The organism is Allobosea sp. 2RAB26 (assembly GCF_052115465.1).
Taxonomy (GTDB): domain Bacteria; phylum Pseudomonadota; class Alphaproteobacteria; order Rhizobiales; family Beijerinckiaceae; genus Allobosea.
In genome coordinates, this window is sequence record NZ_JBFRGS010000011.1 from 1 (window position 1) to 21,059 (window position 21,059).

A 21,059-nucleotide genomic window follows, 5' to 3' on the forward strand; every position below is an offset into this window, starting at 1 on the left:
GCCAGCTTGTGCTTGGTCGATTCGAAATCCTGGCTGGCGAGCAGCTCGCGCAGGAAGACGGTCTCGCGCTTGGCATTGGGCAGTTCGATGCCGATCGCGTTCTTGCCCTGGACGACGGCGACACGCGCCGAGATCGCGCTCATCGAGCGGGCGATGTCGTCGGCCAGCGAGATCACCCGCGACGACTTGATGCCCGGCGCCGGCTCGAGCTCGTAGAGCGTCACGACCGGGCCGGGACAGGCCTGGACGATCTCGCCGCGTATGTTGAAATCCTCGAGCACCCCTTCGAGCAATCCCGCATTCTGCTGCAGGGTCTCGGTCGAGACCGCCGCCTCGGGCTGCGTCTTCGGCTCGGCAAGATAGCTCAGCGGCGGCAGCTCGAAGACGCTTGTCTGCACGATCGGTGCAGGCGCAGGCAGCGCCTTGCGTCGTCTTGCCTGACGATCGACACCGGCAGGTTCGTCGGCCTCGCCATTCCGGGTTGGCTCAGGCTCACTTTCCAGCTTCGCTGCAGGCAGAACGGCTTGCGCCACGTGGGGCTCGGCATGCGAGCGGCTTTCGCCGGACGCCTGCACACCGGGCGCGATGTCGCTCTTGGACCATGCAGCGCCTCCGAGTTGGAGGTTGACCGTATAGGTTTGCGACCAGCTCAGGGCCGGAGCGGAACTGGGAATGACGTTCAGTGCTAGGTCGCTACCCGGAAGAGCAAGGACCACATCAGTGTCCCCGCTCTCGACTGAGGATGGAGCGTCTTCGGCATAGTCCCGGTGCAGAGGCGTCGCTGGCTCCTCCCACGGCGCCTCAGGTGCGGGGCTGGACATGCCTTCGGCAGAGATCGACCCAAGATCCCAGAACGCATGGTCCGAGATATTCGCGTAGAGCTGGAGTGCGCCATCCGCCTCGCTCTCAGCGGGAACGATCTCCATGACGTCCGGTGTGGCTACTTCCGCCGCGGCATCTTCCGGCGCGGCTTCTTCGAAACTCACATGGTCTTCGTCGGCAGTCGGGATCGCATCGCATGGATCGATCTCGACCTTGGCCTCAACGACCGCGTCGACGTCCACCATGGGTGTCGTCGTAGCCTCCAGCCCACCCCACACCTTCCGCAGGAGATGGTCCGGCGTCCTTGTGTAGCGCACACGACTGGGCGCTGCGTCAGGGTCTGGCGCTCGGTGCACGGGAGTGATGACCGGGGAAACGGGCAGCTGAGCGCGCAGACCGTGAGGGACGTGCCTAGCGGCCCCCTCATCAGAGCTGCCGGGGATGGATGTCGGGCAATGATCGTCGTTTCCGTCGATACGTTGCGGATAGAGTTTCAACTTACGCATCGACAGTTACGGCTACTATTTTGGAAGGGACGGTGCTGCTGAATGCGTATCGGGGCAGGGTTAACGCCTCGTGAAACACAACCCGGACGGAGCGAGCCGCGCAACGCCACAGCTTCCCTCACCGTCGTTAGATACGGGGCCTGCCGCAGTGCTTGCCGAGGGGGCTGAGCGTCGGACGCGCCAAAGGGTCGCACTTTGGAAAACATGATTCAGCTTCATTCATGATTAACCAAGCGCGCGCTTAATCAAGATCGAACACAGTTAGGGTTTCCCAGCACTGAAGATCGGGACAGCAAGCTGACCCGCTTGCGGCTCATCGTGATGAGTCTGCGTGAGCGGGGTGGGTGTTGGCGCGCGTCGGAGGCGGGAAGAGTACCAGAGTATCCCGAGAGTACGACGCATGAGTTTTTCGTCCGGTCCGACTGCTGGCCTCGCCCCTCGTGCGCGCAATCGCCGACACAGGATCCGTTTCTCCCGAATTGCCTTCGTCGTCGCGACCCTGGGTCTGAGCGCGGCAGCCGGCTTCTGGGCACAGAAGGACGGTCAGCCGATCGTCTCTGCCGTGCGTGAGCTTGCCCCCATGCTGGAACCGGTCTTGGTCGCTTCCAGCCGACGCTACGATCCGCTCCTTGATCCCGGTTATTCGCTGGGGCCGGCTCCTCTCACCCTTGGCGAGAGCTCTCCCCTGGCCGCCGGCTTCCAATCCGCCGCGGCGCTCCCTGCCGACCCCGTCGAGCTGCCGGCTCCGGCTGTCGAACCGGAGATCGTTGCGCCGGTGCAGCAGCCCCAGGACGCGCCCAAGCTCGCTCAGATTACGCCGCTTCCGGTGCCGCGCCCGTCCGAGCTTCGCCTTCCCGCCGATCCGGAGGCTCCGCGCGTAGTCGAGCGCCAGGCCACCCGGCGAACACGGACAGCCGCCGTCCCGCCCGCGCCGACGGCAGCAGATAACCGCTCGTTCTTCGAGAAGATCTTTGGGGTGCAGCGCTCGTCGGGGCCGGCTCTCGCCTATGCGGCGCCGGAGGACGACGTCGTCGACAGGAGCCGTGGCAGAAAGCTCAGCCCGACCTTGCCGGCTTCGGCGGGCGTCTCGGCCCAGGCGACGGCCATCTACGATATCTCGGCGCGCATGGTGTACATGCCAAATGGCGACCGGCTCGAGGCGCATTCTGGGCTCGGCGACAAGATGGACGACCCACGCTTCGCGCATGTGAGGATGCAGGGTGTCACGCCGCCGCATGTCTACGATCTGAAGGAGCGCGAGGCTCTGTTCCACGGTGTGCGGGCCATCCGGCTCCACCCGGTCGGCGGCAGCGGCGCCATCCACGGACGCGCCGGCCTGTTGGCGCATACCTACCTCCTCGGACCGCGAGGGGATTCGAACGGATGCGTTTCGTTCAGGGACTACGACAAGTTCCTGCAGGCCTATCTCAGGGGTGAGGTCAAACGCCTGGTCGTCGTAGCCAGCATGTAGGCCGGACTTCGCGGCCCGCGTCCGAGGCCGCTTTTCCTCCACTGCGCAACGAATCCAATCGGTCGCTGCATTGCGCCGACCCAGGCTGGCCGCTTTTCCTGGAGCAGGGGAAGCCTATCGGCATAAGAACAGCGCTGGCCCTATGGGAGCATGTCCATAGGGCGCGAAGATTGAGCCGGGCTGAAGCCTCGCCGCGATAAGCTTGTCCAGCCTCTTCCCTGAAGCGAGAGCACGCCGAGGGTCAGCCCTCGGCGTCGGCCTTGGTCTTGGCCTTCGACTTCGGCGCAGCCTTGGCTGCTGTCTTGCTGGCCGCCGTCTTGCCGGCAGCCTTCTTCGCCGGCGCTTTGGCTGGCGCCTTCGCCGCGCTTGGACGCTTCGTCTTGGCGGCTGCCTTCGCTCCGCCCTTCGCGCCTCCGGCTTCGGCCTTGGCGTTGACGAGTTCGACCGCCTGTTCGAGCGTCAGGCTCTCCTGCGTCATCGCCTTGGGCAGGGTCGCGTTGACCTTGCCCCAGTTGACATAGGGGCCGTATTTGCCGGCGCGCACGACGAGCTTGCCGCCAGCAGGATGCTCGCCGACCTCCCGTCCTGGCACCGCCGCTCCACGACCGAACCGTCCTCCGCCCGCGCCGCTCTCCTTGGCGACGATAAGGTCGATGGCGCGGTTGCCGCCGAGCGCGAGGACATCGTCGTCCTTGTCGATATTGGCGTAGATCTTGCCGTGCTGGACGTAGGGGCCGTAGCGACCGATGCCGACCAGGATCGGCTCGCCGCTCTCCGGATGCTTCGCGACCTCCTTGGGCAACGCAAGCAATGCCAGCGCCTTGTCGAGATCGACGGCAGCCGCGCTCATGCCCTTGGGCAAGCTCTGGCGCTTCGGTTTCTCGCCCTCGCCGAGCTGGACATAGGGGCCGAAACGACCGTCACGCAGCGTCACATCCTGATCCGTGACCGGATCCTTGCCAAGGACCCGCACGCCGGGCGCGCCCTGGCCACCCTCGGCCGTGGCCTCGCCGTCATTGGCCGGAACGGTCAGCGGCCGGGTGTAGCGGCATTCCGGGTAGTTCGAGCAGCCGACGAAAGCGCCGAACTTGCCAAGCTTCAGCGAGAGCTGACCGGTGCCGCAGGTCGGGCAGGTGCGTGGATCGCCGCCATCGCCGCGCGCTGGGAAGATATGTTCTCCCAGCACACCGTTCAGCGCTTCCAGCACCTCGGTGACGCGCAGGTCCTTGGTGCCGGCGATGGCCTGGGTAAACTCTTCCCAGAACTCGCGCAGCAGCGCCTTCCAGTCGATCTCGGCATTTGAGACACGGTCGAGCTTCTCTTCCAGGCTCGCCGTGAAGTCGAACTCGACATAGCGTCCGAAGAAGCTCTCGAGGAAAGCGGTGACCAGCATGCCCTTGTCCTCGGGCACCAGCCGCTTCTTCTCGATGCGGACATATTCGCGGTCGCGCAGCGTGGCCAGCGTCGCCGCATAGGTCGAGGGCCGGCCGATGCCGAGCTCTTCCATGCGCTTGACCAGGCTCGCCTCGGAGAAGCGCGGCGGCGGCTCGGTGAAGTGCTGATCGGCGGCGATGGCGCGCTTTTCCAGCCCGTCACCCGCCTTCATCGGCGGCAGCTTCTTGCTGTCCTCATCCTCTTCGTCGTCGCGGCTCTCCTGATAGAGCGTCAGGAAGCCGTCGAAGAGCACGACCTGACCGGTGGCACGCAGCTCCAGATGACGCGAACCGACCTTGGCGGCGACGTCCACCGTCGTGCGCTCCAGCGAAGCCGATTCCATCTGGCTCGCGATGGTGCGCTTCCAGATCAACTCGTAGAGTTTGGCCTGTTCGGGCTCGAGATGGCGCACGACCATCGCTGGCAGCCGGCCGAGATCGGTCGGGCGGATGGCCTCGTGGGCTTCCTGCGCGTTCTTGGCCTTGACCGTGTATTTGCGGGGCGCGCTCGGCACATAGGCCGTACCAAACTCCTTGCCGATGACGCTGCGGGCAGCCGTGATGGCACTGCCGTCCATGTCGACGCCATCGGTTCGCATATAGGTGATGAGACCGACGGTCTCGCCGCCGATGTCGACGCCTTCATAGAGCCGCTGCGCAACCTGCATGGTGCGGGCGGGTGCCATGCCAAGCTTGCGCGAGGCTTCCTGCTGCAGCGTCGAAGTCTGGAAGGGCGGGTAGGGGTGGCGCTTGACCGGCTTGGCCTCGACCTGCGCCACGTTGAAGAGAGCTGTCTCCAGCGCCGCCTTGAAGGCTTCGGCCTCCGCTCCGGTGCCGATGTCGAGCCGGGTGATCTTCTTGCCGTCGGCTCCGACCAGGCGAGCCTCGAAGGTCGCGCCGGTATCGGTCGCGAGCGTCGCAACCAGCGACCAGTATTCCCGGGCCCTGAAGGCTTCGATTTCGCGTTCGCGCTCGCAGACGAGGCGCAGGGCCACCGACTGGACGCGCCCGGCCGAGCGGGCACCGGGCAGCTTGCGCCAAAGCACCGGAGACAGGGTGAAGCCGACGAGATAGTCCAGCGCGCGGCGCGCCAGATAGGCGTCGACCAAGGCCTGATCGATCTGGCGCGGGTTGGCGAGGGCCTTCTGCACCGCATCCTTGGTCACGGCGTTGAAGGTGACGCGCTCGACCGGAATGCCCTTGATGGCGCGCTTCTGGTTCAGCGCTTCCAGCACGTGCCAGGAAATCGCCTCGCCCTCGCGATCCGGGTCGGTTGCGAGAATGATCTTCTCGGCACCCTTGGCCGCCTTGGCGATCTCCGCGACCTGCTTGGCGCCGCGCCCCTCGATTTCCCAGAGCATCTTGAAGTCGTCTTCGGGATCAACCGAGCCGTCCTTCGCGGGCAAGTCGCGAATATGCCCGAACGAGGCGATGACCTCGTAATCGGAACCCAGGTACTTGTTGATCGTCTTGGCCTTGGCCGGCGACTCGACGACGAGGAGCTTCATGGCAGCTAAAGTCTCATGACAAAGGGGCAGGGCCAGCACGCATCGTGCCGGTCCGGCCTGGCTTGGCGCTGGGCGCCCGGGGTCAGGTTCGGAATTGCGCGCGAAAGTGGTTCAGCACGACAGCGCTGTCAAATAGGGATTGCTGCGCGAATGCAACAGTGGCGCGGCGATCAACTGTCGCTTTCCGGCCGTTCCCCGCGCGGTCGCTCCGGCCCGCCCTTGGACGAAGCGCTGGACAATGGCCATCTCGCCGCTTGCGCCGTCTTGAGTCTGTGCCTAAACAACCACCTTCAAATGACATCGCCAGCCCCGACCTATCCGCACCGCCACCTCCTCGGCATCGAGGGCCTGTCGCATCTGGATATCGAGGCTCTCCTCGATCGCGCCGAGGACTATGTCGCGCTTTCGCGACAGGTCGAGAAGAAGACGGCGACCCTGCGCGGCCGCACCCAGATCAATCTCTTCTTCGAGCCCTCGACGCGCACGCAGGCCTCCTTCGAGCTTGCCGGCAAGCGCCTCGGCGCCGACGTGATGAACATGTCGGTAGCATCCTCTTCGGTGAAGAAGGGCGAGACGCTGATCGACACCGCCGCGACCCTGAACGCGATGCGCCCCGATATTCTGGTGGTGCGCCATCACGCCGCCGGTGCGGTCAACCTGCTCGCCCGCAAGGTCGACTGCTCTGTCGTCAATGCCGGCGACGGTGCGCATGAACACCCGACCCAGGCCCTGCTCGATGCGCTGACGATCCGCCGCAACAAGGGCCGGATCGCCGGGCTGACCGTCGCGATCTGCGGCGACATCGTGCATTCGCGGGTCGCCCGCTCCAACATCATCCTGCTCAATGCGCTTGGCGCAAAGGTCCGCCTGATCGCCCCCTCGACCCTGCTTCCGGTTGGCATCGAGCGTATGGGCGTCTCCGTCTTCACCGACATGAAGAAGGGACTGGAAGGGGCTGATATCGTGATGATGCTGCGTCTCCAGCTCGAGCGCATGCACGGCGCCTTCGTGCCGTCGCCGAAGGAGTATTTCCGCTATTTCGGCCTTGACCGCGACAAGCTCGCGCTGGCCAGCCCGGACGCGCTCGTAATGCATCCCGGCCCGATGAATCGCGGCGTCGAGATTTCCTCGGAAGTCGCCGACGGCGCTCAGTCCTTGATTCGCGAGCAGGTCGAGATGGGGGTCGCCGTCCGCATGGCGGTTCTGGATGCGCTGGCCCAGCATCTGCCCAATGGCTGAGCGCGGCCGAGCCATTCCCCGGCCGGTTGGAACACAACACTGAAGGCGAGACCGAGCGAGATCATGTCCGAAATGCGCGAGCTTGCGATCGTCAACGCCCAACTGGTCGATCCTGCATCGGGCCGGCAGGGGCCGGGTGCGCTTCTGCTGCGCGATGGTGCGATTGCGGAGATCGCCTGGGGCGCCGCTCCGGCGACGGGCGAGGGCGTGCAGCGGGTCGACGCCGGCGGCCTGATCGTCGCGCCGGGGCTGGTCGATCTGCGCGCCTTTCTCGGTGAGCCGGGAGCGGAGTTCCGCGAAACGCTCGGCACGGGCTCGCAGGCCGCCGCGGCCGGCGGGGTCACCACGGTCGTCTGCAGGCCGGATACCGATCCGCCGATCGACGATCCCGCCATTATCGATTTCATCAAGCGCCGTGCCCGCGACAAGGCGGTCGTCAACGTGCTGCCGGCTGCTGCCCTGACCAAGGGGATCGAGGGCCGGGAGATCACCGAGTTCGGCCTGCTGCTCGAAGCAGGCGCAGTCGCCTTCACCGATGGCTCCCGGGCCGTGCGCAATCCGCAGGTCATGCGCCGCGCCATGATCTACGGCCGCGATTTCGATGCGCTGCTGATGAACCATCTCGAGGATCCGGACCTGCGCGGCGCCGGCGTGATGAACGAGGGTGAGTTCGCCAGCCGCAAGGGCCTGCCGGGCATTCCGCTCGAAGCCGAGACCGTCATGCTCGAGCGGGACATCCGCCTCGCGCGGGCCACCGGCGCGCGCTACCACGCCGCGATGATCTCCTGCGCCGAGTCCGTCGAACTCGTGCGCCGGGCCAAGGCCGATGGCGTGCGGATCACCTGCGGCATCTCGATCAACAATCTGACGCTGAACGAGAACGACGTCGGCGACTACCGCACCTTCTGCAAGGTCTCGCCGCCACTGCGCCATGAGGACGAGCGGCTCGCCATGGTGGCCGCGCTGGCCGAGGGCGTGATCGATGTCGTCGTCTCCGACCATGACCCGCAGGATGTCGAGACCAAGCGCCAGCCCTTCGCCGAGGCCGCCAATGGCGCGCTCGGCATCGAGACGATGCTGTCGGCGGCGCTGCGCATGGTCCATGCAGGGCAGACCGATCTGCCGACGCTGCTGGCGGCGCTTTCGACGCGCCCGGCCGCTCTGCTTGGATTGTCGTGCGGGCGTCTCTCCGTCGGGGCTCCAGCCGATCTGATCCTGCTCGATCCCGACGCGCCCTATGTCGTCGACAAGCGCAAGCTGAAATCGCGGGCCAAGAATTCACCCTTCGACGAGGCGCGGCTCGATGGGTTGGTACGCACAACCTTCGTTGCCGGACGAGTGGTCTACGAGGCGGACGCAGTCTAAGCTCTTGCCGCGATGGCCTGGGGAAGCGGGGGCGGAATGCCTGAGATGATGAGTTTGGGCCTGCCCGGGTCTTCGGCACTGGCTGCCGTGGCCATCGGTTATCTGCTGGGCTCGATCCCTTTCGGTGTCGTTTTGACGCGCCTCAGCGGCGGACCTGATCTTCGCAGCATCGGCTCGGGCAATATCGGCGCCACCAATGTCCTGCGCACCGGCAACAAGAAGCTGGCGGCGCTGACCCTGGTGGGCGACATGCTCAAGGGCACGGCGGCCGTGCTCGTCGGGCTTTATCTGATCGGCGGCAAGGACGCCGCGCTCCTCGCCGGGCTCGGCGCCTTTCTCGGGCATCTCTTCCCGGTCTGGCTGCGCTTCAAGGGCGGCAAGGGCGTCGCCACCTATCTCGGCATTCTGATCGGGTTGAAATGGCCGATCGCAGTGACCTTCGCGGCAATCTGGCTCAGCGTCGCCTATCTCAGCCGCTATTCATCGCTTGCTGCGCTGCTCGCCAGCCTGCTGACGCCGCTGCTGCTCTGGTTCTGGGCGAACGAGCCGCGCATGGCCGCGCTGATGGCCGTTCTGACCGTGCTGCTCTGGTTCATGCATCGCGAGAACATTGCAAGGCTGCTGGACCGCAGCGAGGGCAAGATCGGCCAGAAGGGCTGATCAGGGATCAGAATACCTCTGGGACGAACTCGATCTGCCGGAAATCTCCCCGGCGCCGAGGACCGTTCTGCCCCCTGCCATCGCCGGCTCCGATCTCGCACCACCGTCGGAAGCGGCAGGCGAAGCGGAAGGAGAAGGGGGAGGCGATGAGATCCGCGCGCGCGTCCTGGCCCTGCTTGGAGCAGCTCCCGTTTCCCTGGACGATCTGATCCGGGCCAGCGGCCGGTCCGCCCGCGATGTCGGCCGGCTGCTGATTGAGCTGGAACTCGACGGCGCGATTCTGCGCCATCCCGGCGGCGCGCTTTCGCGCGTCATGCCCTGAGCGCCTCGGGACGGCCCGCCCGGTCATCAAACCTCGCGGAATCGGCCGTCAGTCGGAGGGCTTCCTCGGTCGTAGAACGTCCTCAGTCGGATGGCTTGCCGAGCGTTCCGTGGCTCTCGATCTGGATCGTGGCCTCGATCCGGGCCATGTCGAGGAAGTAGACCAGCGTTTCGAGCTTGGCCGCCCGGGCCATCATGCGCAATTCCACACAGATGCTCTCGATGTACTCGGCAACCCCGAGTTGCTGCGCGGCGGAGCTCTCCAGGCTCACGGGAGTGGTCGAGAACGAAGCGGACTCGAATGGCGTATGGGGAGGATTTCTGGTCTTGCGGCCTGGCCTCGGCCCTCGCGCAGTCATGGCAGCTTGCCCTTGAACGATGCGGCGCTGCGGTCGTGCAGCGACGCGATCTCAATGCGTAGAATGACCTAACGGAATAACGAATTCAATTTCTGCGTGCATTGGCGCGCGGGTCTGACGCGCGCCTGGAATCATCCCAGAAGCAGGACCGCCACGGGCAATGTCACGAGCGCCAGAAGGGTCTGCATCGTGGTGATCTCGGCCATCAACGGGGCGTCGCCCCCCATGTCGCGTGCGAGAAAATAGGCCGCGGTAGCCGTCGGTACCGCAGCCGCGACCACCGTGATCGTCAGTGCGGTGCCGGTGACGCCGAACTGCCGCGCCAACATCCAGGCGACGAGCGGCATCACGACGAGCTTGAGCCCGATGGCAAGGCCATGGGCGAGTCGCGGTTGTTTCAAGCGATGGATCTCGAGCCCGGCGCCGACCACGAGCAGCCCGACACCCAGCGCCGCCCGGCCGAGGATATCGACATAGGTCGTGAGGGCCGCGGGCAACATCCATTGCATCTGGTTGAGCAGAAGTCCGACAGCGGACGACCAGATGAAGGGATTCACCGCGATCGAGCGCGCCGTCTCCGCCGCGCTCATCGGGCGCCCGACGGCAAAGCGCGCCAGGACGAGGACGCAGAGCACGTTCAGCAGCGGGATCATCGAGGCCACCGCGATCGCCATCAAGGTTGCCCCCTCGCGGCCGTGCAGCCCGGCCGCCAGGGCCAGCGCGACGAAGGTGTTCCAGCGCACCGAGCCCTGCAGGACCGAGGTGAAGGCCGGGCCGTTGATCCCGACACGCGAAAGCAGGGGGCGAACGATCAGGAGGACGGTCGATACGCCGAGAATCGCGGTGACCAGGGTCAGCCCCATCGCCAGCACCGGCAACTGGCTCAGATCCGCAACGGCCAGGGTGTGAATGACGACGGCCGGGAACAGCACCTGATAGGTCAGCCGTTCGACCCCGACCCAGTGGCTGGGGGAGACGAAACCGCGAGCCTTCAGGGCCCAGCCGGTCGCGAGCACCAGGAAGATCGCCACCAGGCTGTTGATGATCGGGTTCATATCGGGACCTGGCTGCGACGGCATTTGGCGCCGGCAGCGCGAATCCGAGCGCCGGAACAATCTGCCAAAGCTGACGTTGATGGAGGGAAAACTGTCATCGGAGGCGTTTCGTAACCCCTCTCACGGCAGCCGGCCCCGAACAAGCGCGCGTCCCGCGCAGTCCGAGTTGCATCCGCCGCAATCCCGCCGTGATTGGTTCAGGCCGCATTCAAGCATGATGCCTGATCATGAGATCCAGGTTCAGGCGCGTGAATCGCAGGAGATGTGACAGTGTCTTCTCTCAGGAAATCCGCCATCGTGGCTTTGACCGCCGGCTCGGTCTCGGCCGCTGGATTCGTCCTGCCGGCGGCGGCCAGCGAGCCCCGCGCCGGCGTCGACGCCAGCCGCCTCGACAAGGCCGGCGCCGGATACAGCTACTATCGTGGACGGGGCTGGGGCTGTTGCAACCGTAACGTTGCCATCGCAGGCGCCGTTGGTGTTGGTCTTCTCGGCGCGGCTGCCATCGCAGCCAACCGGCCGGCCTATTCCGGGACCTACTACTACGATGATGGCTACGCCTACGGGGGATACGGCTACCAGCCGAGCTACTATCAGCCGAGTTACGGCTACCAGCCCGCCTATGTCTATGAGGAGCCCGTGGTTGTCTATCAGCGCCCGCGCTACCATGGCGGGTACTACGGCCCCGGTAACTATTATTCAGAGCGTGGCCCCTATGGTGGTTCCCGTAACGGAACCACCGATCCGGCGCGCGGCGGCAACTGATCGTCGGCCCGGGATTTGAGTTTTGAGGCGGACCGGCTTTGTGCGCGGTCATGGAGGACGAGAATGAGCGTTTACAGCAAGGCCCTGCTGGTCGGCCTTGGACTTGCGGCGTCGGCAGTGCTGTGGGCGGCTCCCGCCTCGGCGCAGTACTATGGCGGCAGTAACCGCGATCCTTATTACGAGCCCGGCCCGCGTTACGGGCGTGGCCCTGATCGCGGGTATGACCGCGGCTACGATCGCGGCCCACGCTATGACGACCGGCGCGGCCCACGCTACGACGACCGGCGCGGCTCCTATGATGGCGGCGGCTATGATCGCGGGCCGCGCAACAACAATCCGATGGCAGGTATGAGCCTCGAGGATCAGAAGCGCGCGATCAAGAACCACCGAGAGGCGCAGAAGAAGGCGATCAAGCGCGGCTACGTCATTCCGTAACCCGCCGCCCGGCAATGTCAGGATAGAGGCGCCGTCGCGGGAAACCGTGGCGGCGTTCGCATGTCAGGCCTCGTCGGTGTCCGGGGGCTCCATGCGCATCAGGCGATCGAGCGCACCTTGCAGGATGTAGGCCGCAGCCATCTTGTCGACCACCTCGGCGCGCTTGGCTCTCGAGGCGTCCGCCGAGAGCAAGGTGCGCGTCACGGCCAGCGTCGACATGCGCTCATCCCAGAATGCGATCGGCAAGGCGGTGAGGGGGGCGAGGTTGCGGACGAAGGCCCGTGTCGACTGGACGCGCGGCCCTTCCGTGCCATCCATGTTGAGCGGCAGGCCGATGACCAGCCCTGCGACGTCGAATTTCGCGGCGATCTTCAGCAGGGCTGCTGCGTCGAGCCCGAATTTGACCCGCTTGATCGTCTCCAGCGGCGTTGCGATCTGGCGCTCCACATCGGACAGCGCGAGGCCGATCGTCTTGGTGCCGAGGTCGAGGCCGAGCAGCCGCGCGTGATCGGGCAGATTCAGGAAGGTTTCGAGAGGAACCAGATTGGCTGACATCAGGGCCGGGTAGCACGCGCCGCCCGTACTGGCGAGCGGCGCGTGGGGGATGGCGTCTAGTTCACGTTCTGCGGGGTCACGCCGGCGGCCTTGAGTGAGGTCGCCCATTTGCTGATCTCGCTGCCAAAGCGCTTGGCATGGGCGTCGCGGCTCCATTCAGCTTCAGGAAAGGCGCTGGTGCCGACCGATTTGAAGCGCTCCAGGACGACGGGGTCCTTGAGAGCGGCCTTCAGCGCGCCGTTCAGCTTGTCGAGCGCCGCTGCCGGAGTTGCCTTCGGCGCGTAGAGCCCGTGCCAGATCGTCATCTCCAGATCGGTGCCGGCCTCGCGCGCGGTCGGCGTGTTCGGCAGCACGCCGAGGCGCTCGGTCGAGGTCACCGCATAGGCACGGACCTTGTCGCCCTGGACCTGCGGCACCGCGGTGGTCGACTGGTCGCAGAGCACGTCGACCTGCCCGGCGACGAGATCGTTCATCGCAGGACCTGTGCCGCGATAGGCAACCTGTGTGAACTTCGCGCCGAGCGCCTGCGAGAGCAGGACCGCGCAGAGATGGGCGTTCGAGCCGATCCCGGCATGGGCGATGGTCAGCTTGTCGGCCTGCAGCTTGGCGAAGGGGAAGAACGCCTTGGCGTCCACCGGCGGCAATGCGAGCTTGCCGGCCACGACCATGGGCCCGGTATTCACCAGCCCGACGGGCGCGAAAGCGGTCTGCGTGTCGTATCCGAGATTGTTGTAGAGCGAAGGCGCGGCCGCGAGCGCGAGATGGTGGATCAGCAGAGTGTGGCCGTCGGCGTCGGATGCGGCGAGGCGCTTGGCGCCGGCCGTGCCGCCGGCACCGGCGATGTTCTCGACCACCACCTGCTGGCCGAGCGTGCGACCCATATGGTCGGCAAGCAACCGCGCGATCACGTCGCTCGGTCCGCCCGCCGCAAAGGGCACGATCAATGTCAGTGGCTTGGTTGGAAATCCCTGCGCCGCCGCGGGCGAGGCAAGTCCTAGCGCCAGCAACCCCGCGAGTGCGAGGCGTCTCGTCGTCTTGGCAATCATTCATTTCCTCCGGTCGTGACGAACCGCTCTCCGGCGGCTTGGTATGGAACGGGTATGCCGCCCGCGCCTCAGCGCAGGTCGGAAAGGTAATGAGCCTCCTCGGTCAGACAGAGGCTGAGGCGTCGTTCGACGGGCATGCCGTCAAGCGCCAGAGCCACGCGGTCGATCTGCAAGGCGGGCCGGCCGGCTTCGACACCGAGCGCAGCTGCATCCACCGGGGACAGGGCGACGGCCTTCAGCTTCTCGCGCGCATTCGCGATCGTCACGCCGTAGCGGGCCGCGAACAGGCTGTAGAGATTGTTGGGCACCGGTCCATGCTCCAGCCCCGGGAACAGATGTTGCGGCAGGGTCAGCGTCTCGACGATCAGCGGCGCCGCATCGAGCGAGCGCATCCGGCGGATGCGAATGACCGGCGCCTTGTCGTCGAGATCCAGCGCAGCTTGCTCGGCTGCGTCAGCCAGTCCGGTCGCGATGCTCAGCACGGCGCTGTCGGGAAAGCGCCGCTCGCCATGGTCGGGCACCAGCTTGAAGAACTGGAACAGGATGCGGCGCTCGTCGTGCTCGGCCACGAAGGTGCCGCGCCCCTGTCGGCGAACGACGAGATTTTCGGAAGCCAGTTCGTCCAGCGCCTTGCGCACCGTGCCCTGGCTGACGCCGATCTCGGCAGCGAGTTGCCCTTCGCTCGGCAGACCTTCGCCCGGCGCCCAGACGCCATCGACGAGCCGGCGAACGAGGATCGCCTTCACCTGGCGATAGAGCGGCCGAAAGCCCAGCGGCTCAGCCGTGTCGACCGCGCCGCGCCGCTCTGCATTTTCGAGCTTGTGCACACTCATATGTCTTATATAAGACTTTACCGAGCGCAGGTCGAGCCCGATTTTCGCACGGGCCAGAGCGAACCTTCGCAAGCTTGAAGGAGGCGTTACATGAGCAAGCCCCATCTCCTGGTGCATGAGCAGAAGGACACCGTCGGTGTCGTCGTCGTCGAGGGCCTGAAGGCCGGGACGGACATGCTCTGCGTCGTCACCCACGACAATTCGGATTTTCGCCTGGCCGCGAAGATGGACATCCCGATCGGCCACAAGGTCGCGCTCAAGGACATCAAGAAGGGCGACACGATCTGGAAATACGGCCAGGACATCGGCAAGGCCGTCGCCGATATCGGCAAGGGCGAGCATCTCCACGTGCACAACGCCAAGACCAAGCGCTGGTGATCGGCACGTTCGCCGCCTGACCTGTTCCGGGGCTCCCGCCAGGGTCGAGCCCGTCAAGAAAACGAAGGAAACGCCATGTCGATCGTCGCCAATTTCGATCTCGTGAAGGGCAAGCTCGGACGCATCAAGGGCCGCAAGATCGAAGCGCCCGAGTTCAAGGCGCCGATGGTGGAGCGCCCGACCGGCCGCAGTCTCGATTCGTTCCATGGCTGGCGCCGGGAGAATGGCCGCGTCGGCGTGCGCAACCACGTCCTGCTGCTGCCGCTCGACGACCTCTCCAATGCCGCCTGCGAGGCGGTCGCCAATAATATCAAGGGCACGCTCGCGATTCCGCATGCCTATGGCCGCCTGCAGTTCGGCGAGGATCTCGAGGTCCATTTCCGCACCCTGATCGGCACGGGATCCAACCCCAATGTAGCCGCCGTCATCGTCATCGGCATCGAGGACGGCTGGACCAAGCGGGTCGTTGACGGCATCGCCAAGACCGGCAAGCCGGTCGTCGGCTTCGGCATCGAGGGCCATGGCGACATCGCCACGATCGCCAAGGCGTCCTATGTCGCCAAGGAGTTCGTGCAGTGGGCGACCGAGCTGCAGCGCGAGAAATGCGGCATCGAGGAGCTCTGGGTCTCGACCAAATGCGGTGAATCCGACACCACGACCGGGCTCTCCTCCTGCCCGACCGTCGGCAACATGTACGACAAATGGATTCCGCGCGGCGTCTATGGCGTCTTCGGCGAGACCTCCGAGATCACCGGTGCGGAGCATCTCTGCAAGGCCCGCGCCGCGACACCGGAGGTCGGCGAGCGCTGGTACAAGATGTGGAAGGCCTACCAGGACGACGTGATCGAGGCCCACAAGACCGACGACCTCTCCGACAGCCAGCCGACCAAGGGCAACATCGCCGGCGGCCTGACCACGATCGAGGAAAAGGCGCTCGGCAATCTCGAGAAGATCGGCCGGGAGTGCAAGTTCATCGACATCCTCGAGCCGGCGGAAGCGCCGGCCAAGGGCCCCGGCCTCTACTACATGGACACCTCCTCGGCCGCGGCGGAATGCGTGACCCTGATGGCGGCCGGCGGCTATGTCGTGCACACATTCCCGACGGGGCAGGGCAACGTCATCGGCAATCCGATCGTCCCGGTCATCAAGATCACCGGCAATCCCAAGACGATGCGCACCATGCCGGAGCATATCGATGTCGACGTCTCCGGCATCCTGCGCCGCGACCTGACGATTTCGCAGGCCGGCGATGCGCTCATCCAGAATATCGTGCGCACCGCCAATGGGCGTATGACCGCGGCCGAAGCACTGGGGCATCGCGAGTTTTCGATGACCAAGCTCTATCGCTCGGCCTGACCGGACACTAAACCGGCGGGCGGGCGCTATGCCGCCCGCCCTCCACCTGCCGAAGACCGGCAGAGCAAGCCGGAGCAGAGTTCTTGTCCGTCGCCTCATCCTCTCCGCTGAGCGCCTGGCGCCCCCTTCTCGACGGGATCGTGCTCTCGACCGCTGTTGCCATTGCGTCGGTCCTGGCTGAGCCGGTCCTGAAGACCTGGCTCGGCGGCAAGATCGGCATCCCTGCAGTTGTCATCGCCCTGCTGATCGGCATGGCCTTGCATCCGCTGGCGAATACCGTTCGGTTCCAGGCTGGCATGGTCTTCTGCGTCAAGAAGATGCTGCGCTGGGCTATAGCGCTGCTCGGCCTGCGCATCGCGCTCGGCGACATCATCGCGCTCGGCCTGTCGACCGCTTTGCTGGTCGTGTTCTCGATGATCGTGACAGTCATCTCCGGCTTCTGGCTGGCCCGCCTGCTCGGGCGCGAACACGGTTTTGGCGCGCTTGCCGGGGTTGCGACCGCGGTTTGCGGCGCCTCTGCGGCGCTGGCGACGGCGAGCGTGCTTCCGGATTATCGCGGCAAGGCCGCCGATGTCGCCTTCACGGTCATCGCCATGAATGCGCTCGCGACGATCGCGATGCTGGCCTACCCGCTGATCTGCGTCTGGCTCGGCCTGAGCCCGACCCAAACCGGCGTCATGCTGGGGGCCTCGATTCACGACGTCGCGCAGGTCGTCGGCGCCGGCCAGTCTGTTTCCGACGATGCTGCCAATGCTGCCGTCATCGTCAAGCTGTTCCGCGTCTTCCTGCTGCTGCCCGCGGTGCTGCTCGTCGGCTGGTGGATGGCGCGCGAAGGCGGCCATCCCAGTGATGCCAAGGTGCCGGTCCCGGTTTTCGCCTTCGTCTTCCTGGCGCTTTGCCTGGTCAACAGCGCGTTTGCGACGCAGCCCACGCTGGCCGGATTCTATGAGCCGGTGCGCGCGGCCTTGCTGGAGGCCTCGCGCTGGGGGCTTCTGATCGCGATCGCCGCGCTCGGGCTCGGCACCTCGATCGGCTCGATGGTGCGGCTGGGCTGGCGGCATCTTGTCGTCGTCACCGGGACCAGCCTCGTCATTCTCGGGCTCGTCCTCGGCGGCCTGACAGCATTGGGTTGAGCAGCCACGCAAGGCGGGAGAGCCATGACCGATATCGTCATCACCGAATTCATGGATGAGGCGGCGGTCGCAAGCCTCAGCGCCCGCTACGCGGTTCATCACGACCCTGAACTCTTCGGCAAGCCGGACGAACTCGCCCGGCTGGTCGCCGACATCCCGGCCCTCATCGTCCGCAACCAGACGCAGGTGAGAGGGGCGTTGCTGGCAGGCGCGAAGAATTTGACGGTCATCGGCCGGCTTGGCGTCGGCCTCGACAATATCGACATGGAAGCCTGCGCCGGCCGCGGCATCAAGGTTTTCCCGGCGACCGGGGCGAACAGCCTCTCGGTCGTCGAATATGTCATCGGCACGGCGATGACCCTGTTGCGCGGCGCCTATTTCGCCAATGCAGCCATGCTGGCTGGCGAATTTCCAAAGACAAAGCTGATCGGCCGCGAGATCGCCGGCAAGCGCATGGGGCTCGTCGGCTTTGGCGCCATCGCGCGTGACGCTGCGGCGCATGCCCGCTTGCTCGGGATGAGCATCGCCGCCTACGACCCCTATGTTCCAGCCGGTGATCCGGTCTGGAGCAATGTCGAGCGGCTGGAGCTCGATGCCCTGCTTGCGACCTCGGATGTAATCAGCCTGCATCTGCCGCTGACCTCGGAGACCAAGGGGCTAATCGGAAGCGCGTCCTTCGCGCGCATGAAGCCGGACGCGATCCTGATCAACGCCTCGCGTGGCGGAGTCATGGACGAGGCCGCGCTGGTCGAGGCCCTGAAGAGCGGCAGGCTCGCCGGTGCGGCGCTCGACGTCTTCGAGGAGGAGCCGCTGCGCGGCGGCGCCAAGCTCTTCGCCGGCACGCCGAACCTGATCCTGACGCCGCATATCGCCGGCAATACCGTCGAATCGAACGGGCGCGTTTCCGGCCTCGTCGCGGAGCGCGTCATCGCCGCGCTGGAGGGGCGGACATGACCCGCCTTTCTCTGGAGGAGGCCGAAGTCAGAATTGCGGCGCTGTTCGCCGCTGCGGGGACTTCAGCGGCCAATGCCGCCTCCGTTGCCTGGGCCTTGGTGATGGCCGAGGCCGACGGCTTGAAGGGCCACGGCCTTTCGCGTGTGCCGACCTATCTGGCCATGCTGAAATCGGGAAAGATCGATGGCCAGGCCGTGCCGATCGCCCGGCGACCGAAGCCCGGCGTGCTCGCCATCGACGCCGCCCATGGCTTTGCCTATCCCGCGATCGATCTTGCGGTCAGCGAGCTGCCCGAACTCGCACGCGCCCAGGGCGTCGTCGCGGCACCGATCAGGCGCTCGAACCATTGCGGCGCTGCGGGACTGCATGTCGAGCGCCTGGCCGAGCAGGGGCTCGTCGCCTTGCTCTTCGCCAATACGCCGGGCGCGATGGCGCCCTGGGGCGGCTCGAAGCCGGTCTTCGGCACCAATCCCATTGCCTTTGCCGCACCGCTCGCCGGGCGCGAGCCGGTCGTCATCGACATGGCGCTGAGCAAGGTCGCGCGCGGGCCGATCGTCGCCGCCAGACAGAAGGGCGAGCCCATCCCCGAAGGCTGGGCGCTCGATGCGGATGGCAAGCCGACAACCGACCCGGCCGCCGCGATTGCCGGCACCATGGTGCCGCTCGGCGACGCCAAGGGCGCGACCTTGGCGATGATGGTGGAGATCCTCGCCGCGGCACTGGTCGGCACGCATTTCGCCTTCCAGGCGTCCTCCTTCATCGACGACAAGGGCGGTCCACCCGATACCGGCCAGCTCATCCTCGCGATCGATCCCGCCAGCATGGGCGGCAATTGGTTCGCCGAACGCATGAAGCTGCTGGCCCACGCGATAGAGGACCAGCCAGGCACGCGCCTGCCGGGGACGAGGCGCTTGAATCTGCGTGCGAAGGCCCGCGCTGAAGGGATTCTGATCCCTGAGGAAATCCTCTCCGCCTAAAGCATCGGCCCGCAGAGTGGATTGCGGTTTTCGGGAAAGCCGATGCAAAGACAAAAGTCTATATCAACGAACCGGCTCGCATCCGGTCCGATGATCCGACTTTCTGTGTCGGCATCGGCCTGAAGTCCGCAATCCACTCTGCGGGCCGATGCCGTGAAGCTAGATCTCAGACGAAGTCGAACCGGTCGACATCGACCAGCCCCTTGTCGGTGATCTTCAGATGCGGGATCACCGGCAAGGTCAGGAAGGCGACCTGCAGGAACGGCTCGGCCAGCACGACGCCGAGCGCCCTCGCTTCCGTTCGCAAGCCCTCCAGGCCGTGCCGCACGACCTCGAAAGGCTGGTCGCTCATCAGGCCGGCGACCGGCAGCGCCAGCTCCGCCTTGACCACGCCACCATCCGCGACGGCGAACCCGCCGCCGATCTCGATCAGCCGGTTGGCGGCAGCCGCCATCGAGGCTTCGTCGACGCCGACGACGCAGAGATTATGGCTGTCATGGCCGACGGAAGAGGCGATGGCGCCGTGTTTCATGCCAAAGCCGTGGACGAAGCCGGTCGCGATGCCGTTCGTCTTGCCATGCCGTTCAATCACCGTGACCTTGACCGCGTCCTGCGTGAGGTCGGGCAGGGCCTCTCCATCCCGGGCGGGCAGGGACATCGCCAGCCGCTCGGTGATGATGCGGCCCGGCACGACGCCGATGACGGGGGTGTCGCCGGACCGGGCCGCGACCTTGAAATCTCCCGGCTCCAGTCTGCGGCACCGGACACTGCCGAGGCCGACCGGCGGAATGGGCTTGCGATCCGCGAAGAGGGCACCCTCGACGAGCCGGCCTCCCGCAAAGACAGACTTCACCTGGCAGGTCGCGAGATCATCCACGAGCACGATGTCGGCGCGCTTGCCGGGGCCGATGAAGCCGCGATCGAACAGGCCGAAATTCCGTGCAGCCGAGAGCGTCGCGACGCGATAGGTCGCAAGCACATCCGCCCCGGCGGCGATCGCAGTGCGGATCATGTGGTCGAGATGGCCTTCCTCGGCGATGTCGAGCGGGTTGCGATCATCTGTGCAGAACGCGAGGAAGGGGGAGGCGTCGCGGGTGATCAGCGGGATCAGGGCATGCAGGTCCTTTGACACCGAGCCCTCGCGGATCAGGATCGCCATGCCCTTGGCGAGTTTTTCGCGCGCCTCCTCGGCCGTGGTCGTTTCATGATCGGTGCGGATGCCGGCCGAGAGGTAGCCGTTCAGGTCCATTCCACGGACCAGCGGGGCGTGGCCGTCGATATGCCGGTGCGAGAAGGCTTCGAGCTTGGCGAGGCAGCCGGGATCGCGGTGAAGCACGCCTGGGAAGTTCATGAACTCGGCGAGCCCGATCACCTTGGGATGGTCCATCAGCGGCGTCAGGTCGCCCGCCTCCAGTCGGGCCCCTGCCGTTTCCAGATGCGTCGCCGGCACACAGCTCGAGAGCTGCACGCGCAAATCCATGCGCATCGCCTCGGCGCAGCGCAGGAAATAGCTGATCCCCTCGACGCCAAGGACATTGGCGATCTCGTGCGGGTCGCAGATCGCGGTCGTGACCCCGTGCGGCAGCACGCAGCGCTCGAACTCGAATGGCGTCACCAGCGACGATTCGACATGAAGATGCGTGTCGATGAAGCCCGGCACCGCGATCAGCCCCCGGGCATCGAAGCTCTCGATCCCCTCATAGCGGCCATAGGTGCCGACGATCGTTCCGCCGCAGAGCGCGATATCGGTCTCGACCAGGGCGCCGGTGACGAGATCGAACAGCCTGGCGCCGCGAATGACGAGATCGGCCGGCTCGTCGCCACGGCCCTGGGCAATGCGGCGGGAAAGGGTTGCGGCGTCGGTCATGTCGAGGGTTCCATTTGGTCCAGG

At 65.9% G+C, this 21,059-nt stretch carries 20 protein-coding genes; 12 read left to right on the forward strand and 8 right to left on the reverse strand.

Translation table 11 applies throughout. The annotated features are described in order from the left end of the window. Positions 1 to 1,067, reverse strand: a 1,067-nt coding sequence (locus AB4118_RS20960; protein ID WP_441491567.1) for a DNA translocase FtsK, incomplete at its 3' end; no start/stop codon positions are given. 661 nt (positions 1,068 to 1,728) lie between these two features. Between AB4118_RS20960 and AB4118_RS20965 the strand changes: the two genes are divergently transcribed. Continuing rightward, the gene (locus AB4118_RS20965) at positions 1,729 to 2,799 is read left to right on the forward strand and encodes a DUF2778 domain-containing protein (protein WP_441491568.1); all 1,071 of its coding nucleotides are present in this window, start codon (positions 1,729 to 1,731) and stop codon (positions 2,797 to 2,799) included. Between the two features lie 241 nt (positions 2,800 to 3,040). Here the strand turns inward: AB4118_RS20965 and topA are convergent, their stop codons facing one another. Beyond that, a complete protein-coding gene (gene topA / locus AB4118_RS20970) occupies positions 3,041 to 5,740 on the reverse strand; it encodes a type I DNA topoisomerase (protein WP_441491569.1) in 2,700 nt (899 codons plus the stop codon). A 294-nt stretch (positions 5,741 to 6,034) separates the two neighbouring features. Between topA and AB4118_RS20975 the strand changes: the two genes are divergently transcribed. The 4 genes from AB4118_RS20975 to AB4118_RS20990 all read left to right on the forward strand — a co-directional run bounded on the left by AB4118_RS20975 (position 6,035) and on the right by AB4118_RS20990 (position 9,326). Continuing rightward, on the forward strand, positions 6,035 to 6,979 hold the full coding sequence (locus AB4118_RS20975) for an aspartate carbamoyltransferase catalytic subunit (RefSeq protein ID WP_069880943.1): 945 nt from the start codon (positions 6,035 to 6,037) through the stop codon (positions 6,977 to 6,979). Positions 6,980 to 7,051: 72 nt separating this feature from the next. After that, positions 7,052 to 8,344: a dihydroorotase gene (gene pyrC, locus AB4118_RS20980; RefSeq protein WP_441491738.1), complete on the forward strand. Its 1,293-nt coding sequence runs from the start codon at positions 7,052 to 7,054 to the stop codon at positions 8,342 to 8,344. A 48-nt stretch (positions 8,345 to 8,392) separates the two neighbouring features. Beyond that, positions 8,393 to 9,004: a glycerol-3-phosphate 1-O-acyltransferase PlsY gene (gene plsY / locus AB4118_RS20985; protein WP_441491739.1), complete on the forward strand. Its 612-nt coding sequence runs from the start codon at positions 8,393 to 8,395 to the stop codon at positions 9,002 to 9,004. Continuing rightward, entirely contained in the window at positions 8,955 to 9,326 is a 372-nt protein-coding gene (locus AB4118_RS20990; protein ID WP_441491570.1) for a DprA-like winged helix domain-containing protein, read from the forward strand. Before plsY ends, AB4118_RS20990 begins: the two co-directional genes overlap by 50 nt. 82 nt (positions 9,327 to 9,408) lie before the next feature. Here AB4118_RS20990 and AB4118_RS20995 read toward each other — a convergent pair whose 3' ends face one another. Then, complete coding sequence (locus AB4118_RS20995) at positions 9,409 to 9,597, reverse strand: hypothetical protein (RefSeq protein ID WP_441491571.1); 189 nt, start codon at positions 9,595 to 9,597, stop codon at positions 9,409 to 9,411. Between the two features lie 218 nt (positions 9,598 to 9,815). Then, positions 9,816 to 10,739: an AEC family transporter gene (locus tag AB4118_RS21000; RefSeq protein WP_441491572.1), complete on the reverse strand. Its 924-nt coding sequence runs from the start codon at positions 10,737 to 10,739 to the stop codon at positions 9,816 to 9,818. A gap of 270 nt (positions 10,740 to 11,009) precedes the next feature. On the opposite strand from AB4118_RS21000, the gene AB4118_RS21005 reads away from it, so the two are divergent. Together AB4118_RS21005 and AB4118_RS21010 are read left to right on the forward strand one after the other, a co-directional pair. Next, positions 11,010 to 11,501: a hypothetical protein gene (locus tag AB4118_RS21005; protein WP_441491573.1), complete on the forward strand. Its 492-nt coding sequence runs from the start codon at positions 11,010 to 11,012 to the stop codon at positions 11,499 to 11,501. A gap of 63 nt (positions 11,502 to 11,564) precedes the next feature. Then, on the forward strand, positions 11,565 to 11,936 hold the full coding sequence (locus tag AB4118_RS21010) for a hypothetical protein (RefSeq protein ID WP_441491574.1): 372 nt from the start codon (positions 11,565 to 11,567) through the stop codon (positions 11,934 to 11,936). 63 nt (positions 11,937 to 11,999) lie between these two features. Here AB4118_RS21010 and ruvX read toward each other — a convergent pair whose 3' ends face one another. From ruvX to AB4118_RS21025, 3 genes are all read right to left on the reverse strand, one after another. Next, entirely contained in the window at positions 12,000 to 12,491 is a 492-nt protein-coding gene (gene ruvX / locus AB4118_RS21015) for a Holliday junction resolvase RuvX (protein WP_441491575.1), read from the reverse strand. Positions 12,492 to 12,547: 56 nt separating this feature from the next. Beyond that, positions 12,548 to 13,537, reverse strand: coding sequence for a tripartite tricarboxylate transporter substrate-binding protein (locus AB4118_RS21020; RefSeq protein ID WP_441491576.1), 990 nt, complete (start codon positions 13,535 to 13,537; stop codon positions 12,548 to 12,550). Between the two features lie 68 nt (positions 13,538 to 13,605). Continuing rightward, a complete protein-coding gene (locus AB4118_RS21025; protein ID WP_441491577.1) occupies positions 13,606 to 14,370 on the reverse strand; it encodes a GntR family transcriptional regulator in 765 nt (254 codons plus the stop codon). A 90-nt stretch (positions 14,371 to 14,460) separates the two neighbouring features. Here AB4118_RS21025 and AB4118_RS21030 point away from each other — a divergent pair, with 90 nt between their 5' ends. The 5 genes from AB4118_RS21030 (at position 14,461) to AB4118_RS21050 (ending at position 19,168) form a co-directional block, all read left to right on the forward strand. Next, positions 14,461 to 14,748 (forward strand): UxaA family hydrolase, encoded by a 288-nt coding sequence (locus AB4118_RS21030; protein WP_043234293.1) that lies wholly within the window; start codon positions 14,461 to 14,463, stop codon positions 14,746 to 14,748. Between the two features lie 165 nt (positions 14,749 to 14,913). Continuing rightward, positions 14,914 to 16,104, forward strand: coding sequence for a UxaA family hydrolase (locus tag AB4118_RS21035; protein ID WP_441491740.1), 1,191 nt, complete (start codon positions 14,914 to 14,916; stop codon positions 16,102 to 16,104). 83 nt (positions 16,105 to 16,187) lie between these two features. After that, the gene (locus AB4118_RS21040) at positions 16,188 to 17,237 is read left to right on the forward strand and encodes a YeiH family protein (RefSeq protein WP_441491578.1); all 1,050 of its coding nucleotides are present in this window, start codon (positions 16,188 to 16,190) and stop codon (positions 17,235 to 17,237) included. 24 nt (positions 17,238 to 17,261) lie between these two features. After that, positions 17,262 to 18,191 (forward strand): hydroxyacid dehydrogenase, encoded by a 930-nt coding sequence (locus AB4118_RS21045; RefSeq protein WP_441491579.1) that lies wholly within the window; start codon positions 17,262 to 17,264, stop codon positions 18,189 to 18,191. Beyond that, positions 18,188 to 19,168 (forward strand): Ldh family oxidoreductase, encoded by a 981-nt coding sequence (locus tag AB4118_RS21050; protein ID WP_441491580.1) that lies wholly within the window; start codon positions 18,188 to 18,190, stop codon positions 19,166 to 19,168. The genes AB4118_RS21045 and AB4118_RS21050 overlap by 4 nt, the downstream gene beginning before the upstream one ends. A gap of 166 nt (positions 19,169 to 19,334) precedes the next feature. Here the strand turns inward: AB4118_RS21050 and ade are convergent, their stop codons facing one another. After that, complete coding sequence (gene ade / locus AB4118_RS21055) at positions 19,335 to 21,035, reverse strand: adenine deaminase (RefSeq protein WP_441491581.1); 1,701 nt, start codon at positions 21,033 to 21,035, stop codon at positions 19,335 to 19,337. Positions 21,036 to 21,059 lie beyond the last annotated feature (24 nt).

Bases quoted from the DNA above. Each gene is read 5' to 3' on its own strand.
- topA (WP_441491569.1), bottom strand. From the start codon at position 5,740: ATGAAGCTCCTCGTCGTCGAGTCGCCGGCCAAGGCCAAGACGATCAAC.
- ruvX (WP_441491575.1), bottom strand. From the start codon at position 12,491: ATGTCAGCCAATCTGGTTCCTCTCGAAACCTTCCTGAATCTGCCCGAT.
- AB4118_RS21000 (WP_441491572.1), bottom strand. From the start codon at position 10,739: ATGAACCCGATCATCAACAGCCTGGTGGCGATCTTCCTGGTGCTCGCG.
- ade (WP_441491581.1), bottom strand. From the start codon at position 21,035: ATGACCGACGCCGCAACCCTTTCCCGCCGCATTGCCCAGGGCCGTGGC.
- AB4118_RS21035 (WP_441491740.1), top strand. From the start codon at position 14,914: ATGGTGGAGCGCCCGACCGGCCGCAGTCTCGATTCGTTCCATGGCTGG.
- AB4118_RS21025 (WP_441491577.1), bottom strand. From the start codon at position 14,370: ATGAGTGTGCACAAGCTCGAAAATGCAGAGCGGCGCGGCGCGGTCGAC.
- plsY (WP_441491739.1), top strand. From the start codon at position 8,393: ATGAGTTTGGGCCTGCCCGGGTCTTCGGCACTGGCTGCCGTGGCCATC.
- AB4118_RS21010 (WP_441491574.1), top strand. From the start codon at position 11,565: ATGAGCGTTTACAGCAAGGCCCTGCTGGTCGGCCTTGGACTTGCGGCG.
- AB4118_RS21030 (WP_043234293.1), top strand. From the start codon at position 14,461: ATGAGCAAGCCCCATCTCCTGGTGCATGAGCAGAAGGACACCGTCGGT.
- AB4118_RS21050 (WP_441491580.1), top strand. From the start codon at position 18,188: ATGACCCGCCTTTCTCTGGAGGAGGCCGAAGTCAGAATTGCGGCGCTG.
- pyrC (WP_441491738.1), top strand. From the start codon at position 7,052: ATGCGCGAGCTTGCGATCGTCAACGCCCAACTGGTCGATCCTGCATCG.
- AB4118_RS21045 (WP_441491579.1), top strand. From the start codon at position 17,262: ATGACCGATATCGTCATCACCGAATTCATGGATGAGGCGGCGGTCGCA.
- AB4118_RS20965 (WP_441491568.1), top strand. From the start codon at position 1,729: ATGAGTTTTTCGTCCGGTCCGACTGCTGGCCTCGCCCCTCGTGCGCGC.
- AB4118_RS20975 (WP_069880943.1), top strand. From the start codon at position 6,035: ATGACATCGCCAGCCCCGACCTATCCGCACCGCCACCTCCTCGGCATC.
- AB4118_RS21020 (WP_441491576.1), bottom strand. From the start codon at position 13,537: ATGATTGCCAAGACGACGAGACGCCTCGCACTCGCGGGGTTGCTGGCG.